This is a genomic window from Flavobacterium sp. SM2513 (assembly GCF_050908145.1).
Classification (GTDB): Bacteria; Bacteroidota; Bacteroidia; order Flavobacteriales; family Flavobacteriaceae; genus Flavobacterium.
Genome location: NZ_CP194228.1, coordinates 1,936,825 through 1,951,057, shown reverse-complemented (window position 1 = coordinate 1,951,057; position 14,233 = coordinate 1,936,825). Strand labels below are relative to the sequence as shown.

Here is a 14,233-nt window from a genome sequence, read left to right as displayed (position 1 = left end):
AAAATTTTTTATTTTTTTTAATAAGCTTTGGCAAAAAGTACGCGTCCTTCACTTGAATTCCCTGTCAGAACACAGCTTCCAGTCTCTTTTACTTGACCTAAAGGAATACATCTTATTGTTGCTTTTGTCAGTTCCTTAATTTTCTCTTCCGTTTCTGGAGCGCCATCCCAATGAGCTGAAACAAAACCTCCTTTGTCTTCCAAAACTGATTTAAATTCCTCAAATGAATTAACTTCTGTAATATGACTGTTTCTATATTGTAAAGCTTTGTTGAATAAATCAGTTTGGATTGTGTCTAATAATTCACTTATATGCTTAACAATTTCATCTTTTAAAATGATTTCCTTTGTCAAAGTGTCGCGTCTTGCAACCTCAAAAGTTCCATTTTCCAAATCTTTTGGTCCAATAGCTATCCGAACCGGAACTCCTTTTAATTCCCATTCTGCAAATTTAAATCCTGGTTTTTGAGTAGTTCGATCATCAAATTTAACCGAAATGTTTAATTTTTTAAATTGACTTACCAACGTATGTGCTGCGGCAGAAACTGCTTCAAATTGTTCGTCTGTTTTATAAATAGGAACTATTACAATTTGAATAGGTGCCAAATTAGGAGGTAATACCAATCCGTTGTCATCCGAATGCGTCATTACTAAAGCACCCATCAGTCGTGTCGAAACACCCCAAGAAGTTCCCCATACGTATTCTTGTTTCCCTTCCGCAGTTGCAAATTTTACGTCAAATGCTTTTGCAAAATTTTGACCTAAAAAGTGTGAAGTACCCGCTTGAAGCGCTTTTCCATCTTGCATCAATGCTTCAATACAATAGGTTTCTTCAGCACCTGCAAATCGCTCCGTTTCTGTTTTCAAACCTTTAATAACTGGAATTGCCATAAAATTTTGGGCAAAATCAGCATATACATTCATCATTTTTTCAGATTCTTCAATAGCTTCTGAACGTGTAGCATGAGCGGTATGCCCTTCTTGCCATAAAAATTCGGCAGTTCGTAAAAACAAACGCGTTCTCATCTCCCATCGAACTACATTTGCCCATTGATTAATTAATAAAGGCAAATCGCGATAAGACTGAACCCAACCTTTATAAGTTGACCAAATTATAGCTTCACTTGTAGGACGAACAATTAGCTCCTCCTCCAATTTAGCATTTGGATCCACCATTAATTTTCCAGGTTTATCTGGATCATTTTTTAAACGATAATGTGTTACAATTGCACATTCTTTGGCGAAACCTTCCGCATTCTTCTCCTCAGCTTCAAACATACTTTTGGGAACAAACAACGGAAAATAAGCATTACTATGTCCTGTTTCTTTGAACATTCGATCTAGTTCGGCTTGCATCTTTTCCCAAATTGCATAGCCATAAGGCTTGATAACCATACATCCCCGCACTCCAGAATTCTCGGCTAGGTCAGCTTTGACCACTAATTCATTGTACCACTTGGAATAATCTTCGGACCGCGTTGTTAAGTTCTTACTCATAATGAATAGATTGGCATAAAAATTGTTTAACTTATTTTAACTAAATAGTTCGACAAAACTAACTATTTTTGTATAGACCAACAATAAAAAAACCCATTAGATATGAAAACTTTATATATTTTACCCAAACGTTTTGCTCTCTTTCTATTTACAGGAATAGTTGTAACTACATTTATTTCGTGTGGTACCTATCAAAGTACGAGATATGATGATAGAGATGGGATTTATTCTAACTCGGAACGACCATCTGATGACAGAGCTACTTCAACAAATAATTTAATTTATAAAAATTATTTTGAATCAAGGCAAGACGATGTAGTATTAACTGATGTTGATAATTATTCTTCAAATGATTACGACCAAGACAATCCTAACAACACGGAAAACTATGGCGCTTGGGGCTCTGGCTCTGATAATGTGACCGTTAACATTTATAATGATTCCTGGGGTTATAATAATTGGTATACTCCTTATTGGGGTTATAGTTCTTGGTACGGACCAAGCTGGGGTTATGGTTGGAATAATTATTATGGTTGGAATGGATATTATGGATGGGACGGAAATTATGGATGGGGAAATCCTTTTTACAATGGATTTCATGGTAATTATTACAATCCTTATTATAACTATAATTATAATGGAAATAATTATGCTAATAATATAGGGATAGGTCGCAGGAATAATAATTATTTAAATACGAGAAACTCAACAATCAGTCGAAACTATAATTCTACTAGAAATAATCAATCTACTCGAAGTAACTCAAATTCGACTCGTAATTACAATTTCAATTCAACAAGAAGAAATACAAATTCAAATAATGCGAGTAATACAAGTACAACAAGATCAAATAATTCAGTGAGAACTACTACGCCAACTGTTCCCACAACAACCTCACCTACGAGAACAACAACTCCGACAAGAACCTATACACCAACTCCTACAACACGTTCTTCCAGTTCTTCAGGAACAAGAAGTAGTGGTTCATCAAGCGGCGGACGCTCCTCTGGTGGCGGAAGAAGATAAAAAAATATTTTACAAATACTGCCTATGTTTCATGATTTTGCAACATAGGCTTTTTTTTGAATTCAAAATTTTAAGTATGAAAAAAATAATTCCCCTATTTTTAGCAGTTTTAAGCTTTACCTCTATAAAAGCACAGCAAGTTTCTGATGCATTGCAATATGCACAAGATGATATTACTGGAAGTGCCCGTTACCGCGCCATGAGTGGTGCTTTTGGAGCATTAGGTGGTGACCTTTCAGCGTTGAATGTAAACCCTGCCGGTTCAGCAGTTTTTATAAGTAATTTTGCCTCTGTCACTTTATCAAATTTCAACCAGAAAAATAAATCTAACTATTTTGGTTCTCAAACAGAGGGTTCGGACAATTCTTTTGATTTGAATCAATTGGGTGCGGTTTGGGTTTTTAAAAATTATGATGCAAATAGCAAATGGGGTAAGTTTTCATTAGCTGTGAATTATGACAAGACCAATAATTACAATAATTCTGTTTATTCGCAAGGTTATAATCCTTCAAATTCTGTAGCCAACTATTTCAGTAGTTATGCGAACGGAATCCCTGAAAATGTGCTAACTGGAAACGCCTACGAATTTCTTACTTATAATGAACAGCAAGCTTTTCTTGGCTATAATGGGTATTTAATAAATCCTGCAGCGGGAAATCAGTACGTTTCAGCTGTAAATCCTAATGGTAATTATTACCAAGAAAACAGTATTGAATCAAGAGGTTATAACGGTAAACTTGCCTTTAACTTAGCCACTGAATACGATAAACGTTTTTATTTTGGGCTTAATTTAAACGCACACTTTTCAGATTTTACAACTGTTTCGAGTTTCTATGAAGACTATTTAGATTCGCCAGGAACTAATTCTACAACAGGAGTTCAGTCGTCAAGATTTACAAACCAATTGTACACTTATGGCAATGGTTTTTCGTTTCAATTAGGAGCCATTGCAAAAGTGACTAATGAATTTCGAGTAGGACTTGCATACGAATCACCCACTTGGTACAACTTGAACGATGAATTAAAGCAGGAACTTTCTGTTAACTGTCCTGATTGCGGTACAAACAACGGCAACTTTTTTGCAGACCCCAATTTAGTAATTTTCTATCCTACTTATAAACTACAAACTCCCTCTAAGTATACGGGAAGTTTAGCTTATATTTTCGGAACTTCAGGCTTACTTAGTGTAGATTATATTCTAAGGGATTACAGCAGTATGAAATTCCGTCCGGCAAATGAATTTACACAATCTAATGCTGCAATTGCCTCGGCATTGGCTGTGTCAAACGAAGTGCGAATTGGTGCCGAATATCGAATAAAACAATGGAGCTTAAGAGGTGGCTACCGTTTTGAAGAAAGTCCGTATAAGAATAATAGCACTATTGGAAATTTAAATAGTATTTCAGGAGGTTTAGGTTATAATTTTGGTGATATAAAATTAGACATGGCTTACACCTACGCAAAACGTGAAAACAATCAGTCGTTTTTCTCTCAAGGATTTACTGATGGAGCTGCAATTGATAATGTCCAAAATAATGTGACATTAACACTTGGGTTTGAATTATAAGTAAATCTTCTGTTTAAATTTTTCTAAGCAGAAACTCAATTATATATCCAAAAGCTGCGACATAGCCCCGAATGGAGGGAACATCCTCCCGTTTTTCTCTGGAGATGTGGAAGGAATGCGGGACGAACTTTCCTAAAAAAGCCAAAAGTTACCTGCTTCTAAAAATAAATATGTAATTTTGCACCCTCTAAAAAATTCGAGAACTTAATACTATGAGAACCAAATCTTTAAAAAAGAATAAAATAAACGTTATTACCCTTGGCTGTTCTAAAAATGTTTACGACAGTGAAGTGTTGATGGGACAACTGAAAGCCAGTGGAAAAGAAGTTGAACATGAGGCTCCTGCTGCATCTGAAGGTAACATTATTGTAATAAACACGTGTGGTTTTATTGACAATGCAAAAGCCGAATCAGTAAATATGATTTTGGAATATGCAGAAAAAAAGAAGCAAGGATTAGTAGATAAAGTATTCGTTACGGGATGTTTGTCTGAACGGTACCGTCCTGATTTAGAAAAAGAAATTCCAGATATAGACCAATATTTTGGGACTACAGAACTACCTGGACTTTTGAAAGCACTTGGTGCAGATTACAAACATGAATTGTTAGGAGAACGTTTGACTACAACTCCTAAAAATTATGCGTATTTAAAAATTGCAGAAGGTTGTGACAGACCTTGTAGTTTTTGTGCAATTCCTTTGATGAGAGGTAAACACGTTTCTCAACCTATTGAAAAATTAGTAAAAGAAGCACAAGGTTTAGCAAGAGACGGTGTGAAAGAATTGATTTTGATTGCACAAGATTTGACTTACTACGGTTTAGACATTTATAAGAAAAGAAACTTAGCGGAATTACTTGAAGAATTAGCAAAAGTGGAAGGAATTGAATGGATTCGATTGCACTATGCTTTTCCTACGGGATTTCCGATGGATGTTTTGGACTTGATGAAACGGGAGCCAAAGATTTGTAATTACATCGACATTCCTTTGCAACACATTTCCGATTCTGTTTTGAAATCCATGCGACGCGGAACAACTCAGGCAAAGACCACTAAGTTGCTTAAAGATTTCCGGGAAGCAGTTCCAGGAATTGCCATCAGAACTACACTTATTGTGGGCTATCCTGGTGAAACACAAGAAGATTTTGAGACTTTGAAGGATTGGGTTCAGGAAATGAAATTTGATAGAATGGGGTGTTTTGCATATTCCCATGAAGAAAATACACACGCTTATTTATTAGAAGATGATGTTCCTGCTGATGTAAAACAAGCACGTGCTAATGAAATTATGGAATTACAATCGCAAATTTCTTGGGACTTGAACCAGGAGAAAGTCGGACAGATATTTAAATGCATTATCGACAGAAAAGAAGGAACACATTTCGTAGGAAGAACTGAATTTGACAGCCCGGATGTAGATAATGAAGTATTGATTGATGCTTCTAAAACCTATTTGAAAACGGGTGAATTTGCAATGATTAAAATTACTGAAGCAACAGAATTTGACTTGTATGGTGAGGCTGTTTTGTAATAATTTAATAACTAAAATGATGACGAACGTATTATTTAAAATCACCGTGCTATTTATCCTACTTGTGGGTAATCAAACGTATGCTCAGTTTCAAAATAATAGCAATAGCTTAAATAAATATGAAGATTTGAGCACCCAAAATAGGTACAACGAGTCAAAGAATAGAACACCTGTTGATTACGCAAAAGTCATGACAGAAAACTTAACTGACAAGTTGAAATTAGACGGTTTTCAAAGTGCTATTGTTAAAAATTTAATCGAAGACTTTCTTAAAAAGAACAATGATATTATGTTAGAAAGCATACCAAGAGATGCTAAAGTAGAGAAGTCTAATATTGCCAAAAAGGAAATGGAATATAAATTTGTTGAAATTTTCACAGACGAACAGAAAGTTCTTTTTGAAGAATTTACAAACCAAGGTACGAGTAAACCTAAGAAAAAGAAAAAAAGAAAAGACACGGACGAATAACTGAATTACAATACTAAAAGTCCGAAGGACTTGAGCGTTTTGAGAGGCTTTGAATGCCAAAATAACTCAAAATCCTCAAGTCCTTTTTGTTCGTAGTCGGTTTTGAGTTGTTGATATGATTTTGGTTTTGTGTTTTGTACCGACGATTCTTCTAATATACTTGCAAACCACTCGCCTTCTTCTTTATTCATTTGGATTGAAAATGATTCTTTCTTGTCGTGAAATATAAAACTCAACAGTTCCCAAGTTTTTCCCTTTTTAGATTTTGTGGTGTTGCTTATTGTTGGCTTCCCTCCTATCCAAACGATTTTAGCATTAGACTTTACTTCCAAAGAATCGGGTTCTAGGATGGCGTTTTCTATGAAATCGTGTGGGATTATAGTCTTTGGAATTTTGAATTCAAACCAATCTTGGAGTGGATAATCAAAACAGATGCCGTGCATGAAATTGTACAATGATTTACTTAAACCAAAGCTAAATTTCTCGTGGTCTATACCTGTGATGTCTTTGAATTCAACATCATTATTGGCGAAAGTTCCTATGTCCATGTTTCTTACTACTCCGAACTTTTCTGGATACATACCCACGGGACTGTGTGCCGTTAGGGCAAACTGATGCCAGAATCCGGATTGGAGTACTCCTACTTCAAACATTTGACGTACCATTTCTAGACTGTCTATTGTTTCTTGTTCGGTTTGTGTTGGGTAACCGTACATTAAGTAAGAATGTACCATGATACCTGCTTCGGTGAAGTTGCGGGTCACTTTAGCCACTTGCTCTACGGTTATTCCTTTGTCGATTAGTTTTAATAATCTATCGGAGGCAACTTCTATTCCGCCGGAGACGGCAATGCATCCGGAGGCTTTTAAGAGCATACATAAGTCTCGGGTAAATGCTTTTTCGAAACGGATATTGGTCCACCAGGTTACTGCTATTTTTCTTTTTAAGATTTCTAGAGCTAAAGCTCTCATTAGTGCCGGTGGAGCAGCTTCGTCAACGAAATGGAAACCGTTTTGTCCGGTGGCGGCAATTAGTTCTTCGATTCTGTCGCAAAGAATATTGGCGGCAATGGGTTCATAAATTTTTATGTAATCGAGAGAAATGTCGCAGAAGGTGCATTTTCCCCAGTAGCAACCGTGTGCCATGGTGAGTTTGTTCCAACGTCCGTCGCTCCACATTCTATGCATTGGGTTGACGATTTCGATTACTGAAATGTATTGGTCTAATTTTAAATCGGAGTAATCTGGGGTGCCGACTTCAGATTGTTTGTAATCGCTTTTGGCAGAATTATTTTTGTACACTACTTTTCCTTCTTCTAATAATAAGGTTCTTTTGAAGGTGTTGTAGGTTGGGTTTTCGATGTTCTTGATTACTTCTTCTACGGGAACTTCGCCATCGTCGAGGGTTATGAAGTCTATGAATTCGAAGACTCTTGCATCGGATAGGGAACGGAGTTCTGTATTTGGGAAACCGCCTCCCATGGCTATTTTTATGTTTGGAACGTTTTTCTTAAGGAATTGTGCGGAACGAAATGCGGCGTATAAATTTCCCGGAAAGGGTACTGAAATTAATACTAATGTGGGCTTTACTTGGGTGATTCTTTCGTTTAAAATTTCAAGAAGTAAGTTGTCGATGTAGGTGGGTTTTGTTTGTAAACTTTCGTACAATTCGTTGAAAGTGCTTGCGGAACGGCCTAGACGTTCGGCATAGCGGCTGAAGCCGAAGTTGTTGTCGACACAATCGACGATTAAATCTGAGAGGTCTTCGAGGTAAAGTGTGGCGAGGTGCTTGGCTTTGTCTTGGGTTCCCATGCTTCCGAATGCCCAGTCGAGTTCTTCAAGTTGTGCGAAGCGAGAGGCTTCGGGGAGGAAGTCTTCTTGGCAAATGGATAGAGCTAATGTGGGGTTTTTGCCTTGAAGGAATACTATTACGGCGTCAATTGTATTGGTGTAATAGTCTTTTAGGGCGATGATTCGCTGGCTGTTATGGGATGGATTGGTGTGTTTTTCTGCTTCGGTGAAAAGGTTGATTAGTCCTTGCTTTGAGAACATTTTCAATATTACTTCTATGCCTAAATCAGCTTGAACACTGGGGATATTCTTGGTGTTTAAGAATCCTTTGATGTATGCCGTGGCTGGATACGGGGTATTGAGCTGGGTGAAGGGCGGTGTGAAAAGAAATATTTTTGTCATAGCATTGGCGAAAGCCTACAAAATTAGTCCATATTCTTGATTATGTCGCGTAATTGATGCATTTTTTCGAGCGGGAGGGCGTTTATTAGTGTGTCTATTTCTTCCGTGAGGCCTTCACGGATTAGGGTGTTAAGGGCGTGCTCTTTTGGGAGTGGTGCACTTTTACTTGGGCGAAATTCGACGATATCATTGGGTGTACAATTGAAATCGATGCAGAATTGCTCAAGTCTTTGCATGTTCATTTCGACTACGCGGTTGTTGCCGAGCTTTGTGGCATAATTGGCTGAGTAGCCCATCTTTTTGAGGTGTGCATAGGGAAAACGGATACCTCTTAGTTTGAATATGCGTTTGAAGTTTAGGTAGAGCATGGTTTGATTTGTTTAAAGTTTAAGGTTTCAAGTTATTGTTGTAGGCTATTTGTTTCTGGTGTTAGGTTTATGTAAATCTAATACTATTTGTTTTAAAAATATATGTTTTGGTTTGAGATTAAATAGTCTTTGTTTGAAATTAGATAATTCTTGCTTTAAATTAGACACTCTTTGCTTTAAATGGGATACTCTTACCTTGAAATTGGATGATTTTTGCTTGGAATTGGATAGCCTTAGTTTGAGATTAGGTACGCTTTACTTTGAGTTGGATCGTCTTAGTTTGATACTGGGTAGTAGTAGATTGAGGCTGGGTTTTTTTTATTTTAAAAATAAATGTATTTGTTTAATAAATTAGTTCGTGCATTTGAAATTGTGGTTGACGCGATTGCGCTATTGTTGAGGGCTTTGAGGTCTTCATGGGCGTTTATGAAAATTAGTAGCGGGTTCGTGAAGTTTGTTTTGTTAAAAATTTAACAAATGGATGATTTGATTATATTTGCTGAATATATTATTTATAATCATTGAAAATTTTAATTATGAACAAACAAATTACAAATGAAAATTAAGTGCCTAATTATTATCCTATTATTTTTTTTTCAAAACACACTTTTCGGACAAGATTTTCAGTGGGTTAGACAAATAAGGGGAATTAGCAATGATACTTCTGATTTTGCGACTGGCCTAGCAGTAGATAGTAATCAAAATTGCTATGTCGTAGGCAATACTGAATCTTGGTTGTTTGATATTGACCCGACTGTTACAGGCACTACGATTATTGACAATTCTAATATCAATCACACTTTTAGAGGTACTTATATACTAAAAACTGATGGTGATGGAAACTATTTGTGGGGCCATACTTTTGGGACATTTAAAGGAAATGATGTGGCACATGATGTAAAAATAGGGACAGATGGATATATATATGTATTATTAACTATTGAGGAGATGAATGAAAGTTTAAATATTATTACTTCATCTATAGATATTGTAAAAATCTCGCCCGAAGGAACTATATTATCCACTATATCTATTCCACAAAATTACGGATATAACAATACTGTTTATGTTAACTCTTTCGATTTAGATAATCAAAATAATATTTTTTTAAGTGGTTATTTTGTAGGTACTATTTCGCTCGATACCAATATAACCTTAAATAATGGGAATGGAATTGGCAATTATGTAATGAAGCTAAGTAATACGGGGAGTTTTGATTGGGTAAAGCAATTTAACATTGGTGATAATTCAGGCAATGAAATAAAAGTTAGGCCCGATGGTGATGTAAATTATATTTTAAACAATGGATCTGGTTACTACCTGTTTAATATTAACAGCATGAATGGTACAATTGTTTGGGAAAAAGAGTTTCTAATTCAATCTCAAAAATCTTTTCACGTTTCAAGCAGTAGTATTGTCATTCTAGGAGATAAGAATTACTATGAAACAATAGATGTAGATCCTTCTACCAATATTCATAGTATTTCTGGAAACAATAGTTTTGTGTTATTTTTAAATTTAGATGGAAGTTTTTTAGATGCTAAGACCTTTTTAAAACCTAATAGTGAATTTCTTGAATTTACAGCACTTACAACAGATATTGATGGAAATTATTATTTTGGTGGGCAATTTAGTGGAATAATAGATTTTAATCCATCTGATGGTGTGACTAATATAAATTCTGGAACATATAATAATGCTTTTTTTTTACAATTAGATTCGAATAGAAATTATGAAAATGTGCTAAAATTTGGTCAGGAAGTTCCCTTAGTTAGCAGTTATAATATTTGTCAGTATGTTATGATAACAAGAATGCAAATTGTTAATGGTAGTAGTTTTTTAATTGGAAACTTTAATCCTTGGTGTGATTTTGACCCTTCAAGTACTGCTACAGCTTCTTTAAATTCCATAAATTCATCAACTTATAATTCAGATGGTTTTATTCAGAGAATGACTCCCTGCTCTTCATCGATGCCAATAGGGGAAAGTACACAAATCTTCTGTTCTTCTGACAACCCGACGATTTCAAATTTATTACCTAACTCGAATTCAATAAATTGGTATGATTCAGTTGTATCACCAGCTATATTGAACCAAAATACACTTTTGATAGATGGGCAAACCTATTATGCGTCAAGACAATCTGGAAATTGTCCTGAGAGTGACCGACTACCTGTGACTGTAACAATAGCTACTAGCCCTAGTGTTCCTATTACAAGTAATCAAATGTTTTGTGAGAATGAACTTGCAACAATAGCTAATTTAATAATAACTGGGCAAAATGTAAAATGGTATACATCAGAGACAACTTCAAATGAAATTTTAGCAACTACTTTATTACAAAATAATACTAATTACTACGCAACCCAAACTGTAAATGGATGTGAAAGTGCTAGAAAAGTAATAAATGTAACTGTAAATTCTGTGGGTATACCTGGAGTTGTATCACCACAAGTTTTTTGCAAACAAGATAATGCGACTTTAAATGAAGTTATAGTTTCCGGTCAAAATATAAAATGGTATGATGCAGCAACGGCTGGAACTTTATTACCGAACGCTACTTTACTTGTAAATGGAACGACTTATTATGTTTCGCAAACTATAAATGGATGTGAAAGTGCACGAATTGCTGTTCAAGTTACCGTACATGAAACGGCAGCTCCAACTGGTGTTGCGGTTCAGACATTTTGTGACTCTCAGGTTTTGACGCTTGCAGATTTTGTGGTTTCGGGTACGGATTTGAAGTTTTATGATGGTAATATTGGAGGAAATTTGTTACCTGTTACTACTTCTTTAGTTGATGGCGTGACTTATTATGCTTCGCAAACTTTGAATGGTTGCGAGAGTTTTTCACGGTTGGCTTTGCTTCCAGATATCATAAGCGGAGTTCCTGCGAATGGTTATGCGGAAATGATGTGTGATGACTTAGACGATGGTTTGAAAGTTGTGGATTTGTCGGATTATAATGGGAATTTAATTGCAAATACTGGTACTTATACTTTCAAGTATTACACGAATTTGACGAACGCTGAAAATGAAACTGCAGGAACTCATGTAACAAATTTCTCTAATTATATACTTTCAACGGGATTGAATACGGTTTATGTTCGGGTTATGTTTGCTAACTCTTGTTATGCAGTTGTGACTTTGGAATTGACTGTTGTTGCGTTACCCCAATTACATATGAAAGATATGTATGCGGTTTGTGAAAATGGTTTTGTAACGATTACCGCTGATGCTGGTTTTGACAGTTATAGTTGGTCAACTGGTGCGACAAGTCAATCAATTATGGTGAGTCAAGGAGGGAATTATGATGTGACGGTTACTAAAAACACGAGTGGATTGGTTTGTTCTTCGACTAAAAACATTACGGTTGAAGTTTCTGAACGGGCTACGATAACGGCTGTGGAAACGGTGGATTGGACTTCATCTGAAAATGTGATAACCGTTTATGTAGATGGTTCAGGCGTTTATGAATATTCTGTTGATGGGGTAAATTTTCAGAGTAGTAATCAGTTCTACGGGTTGCCAAATGGTGAATATACCGTATATGTAAACGATACGAAAGGTTGTGGCGTTGCAAAAAAAGACGTGTATTTATTAATGTATCCGAAATATTTTACTCCTAATGGAGATACCTATAATGACTTTTGGGGGATTCAGTTTTATCAAAATGAATTGAACTTGGTTGTGAAAATATTTGACCGCTATGGTAAATTCATCAAACAATTATCAGCGAACGACCCACATTGGGATGGGACTTACAACGGACACAACCTACCTGCTACAGACTATTGGTTTACAGTGATTCGGGAAGATGGAACGGAGTATAAAGGCCATTTTACTTTGAAAAGATAAATGATAAGCATTTGTTAAAGCAAAGTTTGTCCAATTATTTTTAGTTAATTTTACGAAAATTAAAGAATTCCCAATTATGCCAACCGACTGTATTAGCTACCAAGACTCTGGATATTTTACTCCTTTGATGAATGATTATTTAAATCAGAAAAAAGAATTAGAGTCGCTGTACAATAGGTTTCCTTCTCTTGAAAATTTTGCAGAACAAATTATTGAGAAACAAGCCAATTATACTGATGCGAATCGGGCGGTTTTGGTTTCGGCTTTGAGGGAACAGTATAAGGATGTGAAAAGTTCTGAGTTGAATACTTCGAATATTACTGCTTTAGAAGAATCCAATACCTTTACGGTTACGACGGGGCATCAGTTGAATTTGTTTACGGGGCCGTTGTATTTTTTGTATAAAATTATTTCTACGATAAATTTAACAAAGGAATTGAAGGCTGCTTATCCTGATAAAAACTTTGTGCCTATTTACTGGATGGCGACGGAAGACCATGATTTTGACGAAATTAATTATTTCAATTTCAAGGGAAAAAAAATTCAATGGAACAAAGAGAGTTTTGGTCCTGTGGGGCGTTTATCGACAGATGGATTGGATAAAGTTTTTGAAGTATATGCTCAAGAATTAGGCATTGGAAAAAATGCTGAGGAGTTGAAAAACTTGTTTGAAACATCTTATTTAAAACATTCAAATTTGGCGGAAGCCACACGCTTTTTAGCAAATGCTCTTTTTGGCTCGTATGGTTTAGTGATTTTAAATGCTGATGATAAAAAACTAAAAAAAGCTTTTATTCCTTATGTAAAAGAAGAATTACTGCGTCAAACTTCACATCAAAAAGTAGCGGAAACTTCGGCACTTTTGTCGGCTTATAAAATTCAGGTGAATCCACGGGAAATCAATTTATTTTATATTGAAGATGATTTGCGGGAGCGAATTATTTTGGAAGAAGGTATGTATTTGGTTAACAATTCCGAAATTACATTCACCGAAAAAGAATTGATGTTTGAACTAGAGCAACATCCGGAGAAATTTAGCCCAAACGTGATTATGCGACCTTTATACCAGGAGGTTATTTTGCCTAATTTATGCTATATAGGTGGTGGTGGAGAATTGGCGTATTGGTTAGAATTAAAATCTTACTTTGAGGCTTCTAGAATTACATTCCCTGCGTTATTGTTGCGGAACTCGGTCTTGTTGGCTACTGAAAAACAAGCTGAAAAGGCAGACAAATTGGGTTTGAGTTGGAATGATTTATTCTTGAAGCAATTTGACTTAAAAGATAAAATCGTTCGGAAAGAATCGGGTTTTACTTTGGATTTTTCGGAACAGAAAAAGTTTTTGCAAGAGCAATTTGACAGACTTCGTGAAATGGCTTCGCAAACAGACGTTTCGTTTATTGGTGCTGTAAATGCACAAGAAACGAAACAAATTAAGGGTTTGAATAATTTAGAAAAGCGACTGATTAAGGCTGAGAAAAAACAACATGTCGAATTATTGGAGCGGATTACGGATTTGCAAAATGAACTATTTCCAAAACAGAGTTTGCAAGAACGTACAGGTAACTTTTCTGAATTCTATTTATCTAATGGTTCGGCTATGGTTGAAGAATTATTTAAAGCTTTACAACCGTTAGACACCAATTTCACAATTAAAATCCTCAAAAATTAAAAAGTTATCAATACGAAAACGTTTTCGTTGCTTTCCTATCTGCATTTCATAATTAG

9 protein-coding genes are annotated in these 14,233 nt (G+C 35.6%); 6 read left to right on the top strand and 3 right to left on the bottom strand.

Annotated elements, in window-relative coordinates; translation table 11 throughout:
• Nucleotides 1-17: 17 nt before the first annotated feature.
• Nucleotides 18-1,496: a proline--tRNA ligase gene (proS, locus tag ACQ5J2_RS08120; protein ID WP_432673233.1), complete on the bottom strand. Its 1,479-nt coding sequence runs from the start codon at nucleotides 1,494-1,496 to the stop codon at nucleotides 18-20.
• A gap of 102 nt (nucleotides 1,497-1,598) precedes the next feature.
• Between proS and ACQ5J2_RS08115 the strand changes: the two genes are divergently transcribed.
• The 4 genes from ACQ5J2_RS08115 to ACQ5J2_RS08100 all read left to right on the top strand — a co-directional run bounded on the left by ACQ5J2_RS08115 (nucleotide 1,599) and on the right by ACQ5J2_RS08100 (nucleotide 6,087).
• The gene (locus tag ACQ5J2_RS08115) at nucleotides 1,599-2,522 is read left to right on the top strand and encodes a hypothetical protein (RefSeq protein ID WP_432673232.1); all 924 of its coding nucleotides are present in this window, start codon (nucleotides 1,599-1,601) and stop codon (nucleotides 2,520-2,522) included.
• 76 nt (nucleotides 2,523-2,598) lie between these two features.
• The gene (locus tag ACQ5J2_RS08110) at nucleotides 2,599-4,089 is read left to right on the top strand and encodes an OmpP1/FadL family transporter (protein ID WP_432673231.1); all 1,491 of its coding nucleotides are present in this window, start codon (nucleotides 2,599-2,601) and stop codon (nucleotides 4,087-4,089) included.
• Between the two features lie 212 nt (nucleotides 4,090-4,301).
• Nucleotides 4,302-5,618, top strand: a complete 1,317-nt coding sequence (gene rimO, locus ACQ5J2_RS08105) for a 30S ribosomal protein S12 methylthiotransferase RimO (RefSeq protein WP_432673230.1) — start codon at nucleotides 4,302-4,304, stop codon at nucleotides 5,616-5,618.
• A gap of 16 nt (nucleotides 5,619-5,634) precedes the next feature.
• Nucleotides 5,635-6,087 (top strand): hypothetical protein, encoded by a 453-nt coding sequence (locus tag ACQ5J2_RS08100; RefSeq protein ID WP_432673229.1) that lies wholly within the window; start codon nucleotides 5,635-5,637, stop codon nucleotides 6,085-6,087.
• Between the two features lie 5 nt (nucleotides 6,088-6,092).
• Here ACQ5J2_RS08100 and ACQ5J2_RS08095 read toward each other — a convergent pair whose 3' ends face one another.
• Complete coding sequence (locus tag ACQ5J2_RS08095) at nucleotides 6,093-8,279, bottom strand: B12-binding domain-containing radical SAM protein (protein WP_432673228.1); 2,187 nt, start codon at nucleotides 8,277-8,279, stop codon at nucleotides 6,093-6,095.
• A 23-nt stretch (nucleotides 8,280-8,302) separates the two neighbouring features.
• On the bottom strand, nucleotides 8,303-8,575 hold the full coding sequence (locus tag ACQ5J2_RS08090; protein WP_432673227.1) for a helix-turn-helix domain-containing protein: 273 nt from the start codon (nucleotides 8,573-8,575) through the stop codon (nucleotides 8,303-8,305).
• A gap of 627 nt (nucleotides 8,576-9,202) precedes the next feature.
• Between ACQ5J2_RS08090 and ACQ5J2_RS08085 the strand changes: the two genes are divergently transcribed.
• Both ACQ5J2_RS08085 and bshC read left to right on the top strand, forming a co-directional pair.
• Nucleotides 9,203-12,505: a T9SS type B sorting domain-containing protein gene (locus tag ACQ5J2_RS08085; RefSeq protein ID WP_432673226.1), complete on the top strand. Its 3,303-nt coding sequence runs from the start codon at nucleotides 9,203-9,205 to the stop codon at nucleotides 12,503-12,505.
• Between the two features lie 76 nt (nucleotides 12,506-12,581).
• A complete protein-coding gene (gene bshC / locus ACQ5J2_RS08080) occupies nucleotides 12,582-14,177 on the top strand; it encodes a bacillithiol biosynthesis cysteine-adding enzyme BshC (RefSeq protein ID WP_432673225.1) in 1,596 nt (531 codons plus the stop codon).
• Nucleotides 14,178-14,233 lie beyond the last annotated feature (56 nt).

Bases quoted from the DNA above. Each gene is read 5' to 3' on its own strand.
- proS (WP_432673233.1), bottom strand. From the start codon at position 1,496: ATGAGTAAGAACTTAACAACGCGGTCCGAAGATTATTCCAAGTGGTAC.
- ACQ5J2_RS08115 (WP_432673232.1), top strand. From the start codon at position 1,599: ATGAAAACTTTATATATTTTACCCAAACGTTTTGCTCTCTTTCTATTT.
- ACQ5J2_RS08110 (WP_432673231.1), top strand. From the start codon at position 2,599: ATGAAAAAAATAATTCCCCTATTTTTAGCAGTTTTAAGCTTTACCTCT.
- rimO (WP_432673230.1), top strand. From the start codon at position 4,302: ATGAGAACCAAATCTTTAAAAAAGAATAAAATAAACGTTATTACCCTT.
- ACQ5J2_RS08100 (WP_432673229.1), top strand. From the start codon at position 5,635: ATGATGACGAACGTATTATTTAAAATCACCGTGCTATTTATCCTACTT.
- ACQ5J2_RS08095 (WP_432673228.1), bottom strand. From the start codon at position 8,279: ATGACAAAAATATTTCTTTTCACACCGCCCTTCACCCAGCTCAATACC.
- ACQ5J2_RS08090 (WP_432673227.1), bottom strand. From the start codon at position 8,575: ATGGGCTACTCAGCCAATTATGCCACAAAGCTCGGCAACAACCGCGTA.
- ACQ5J2_RS08085 (WP_432673226.1), top strand. From the start codon at position 9,203: ATGAAAATTAAGTGCCTAATTATTATCCTATTATTTTTTTTTCAAAAC.
- bshC (WP_432673225.1), top strand. From the start codon at position 12,582: ATGCCAACCGACTGTATTAGCTACCAAGACTCTGGATATTTTACTCCT.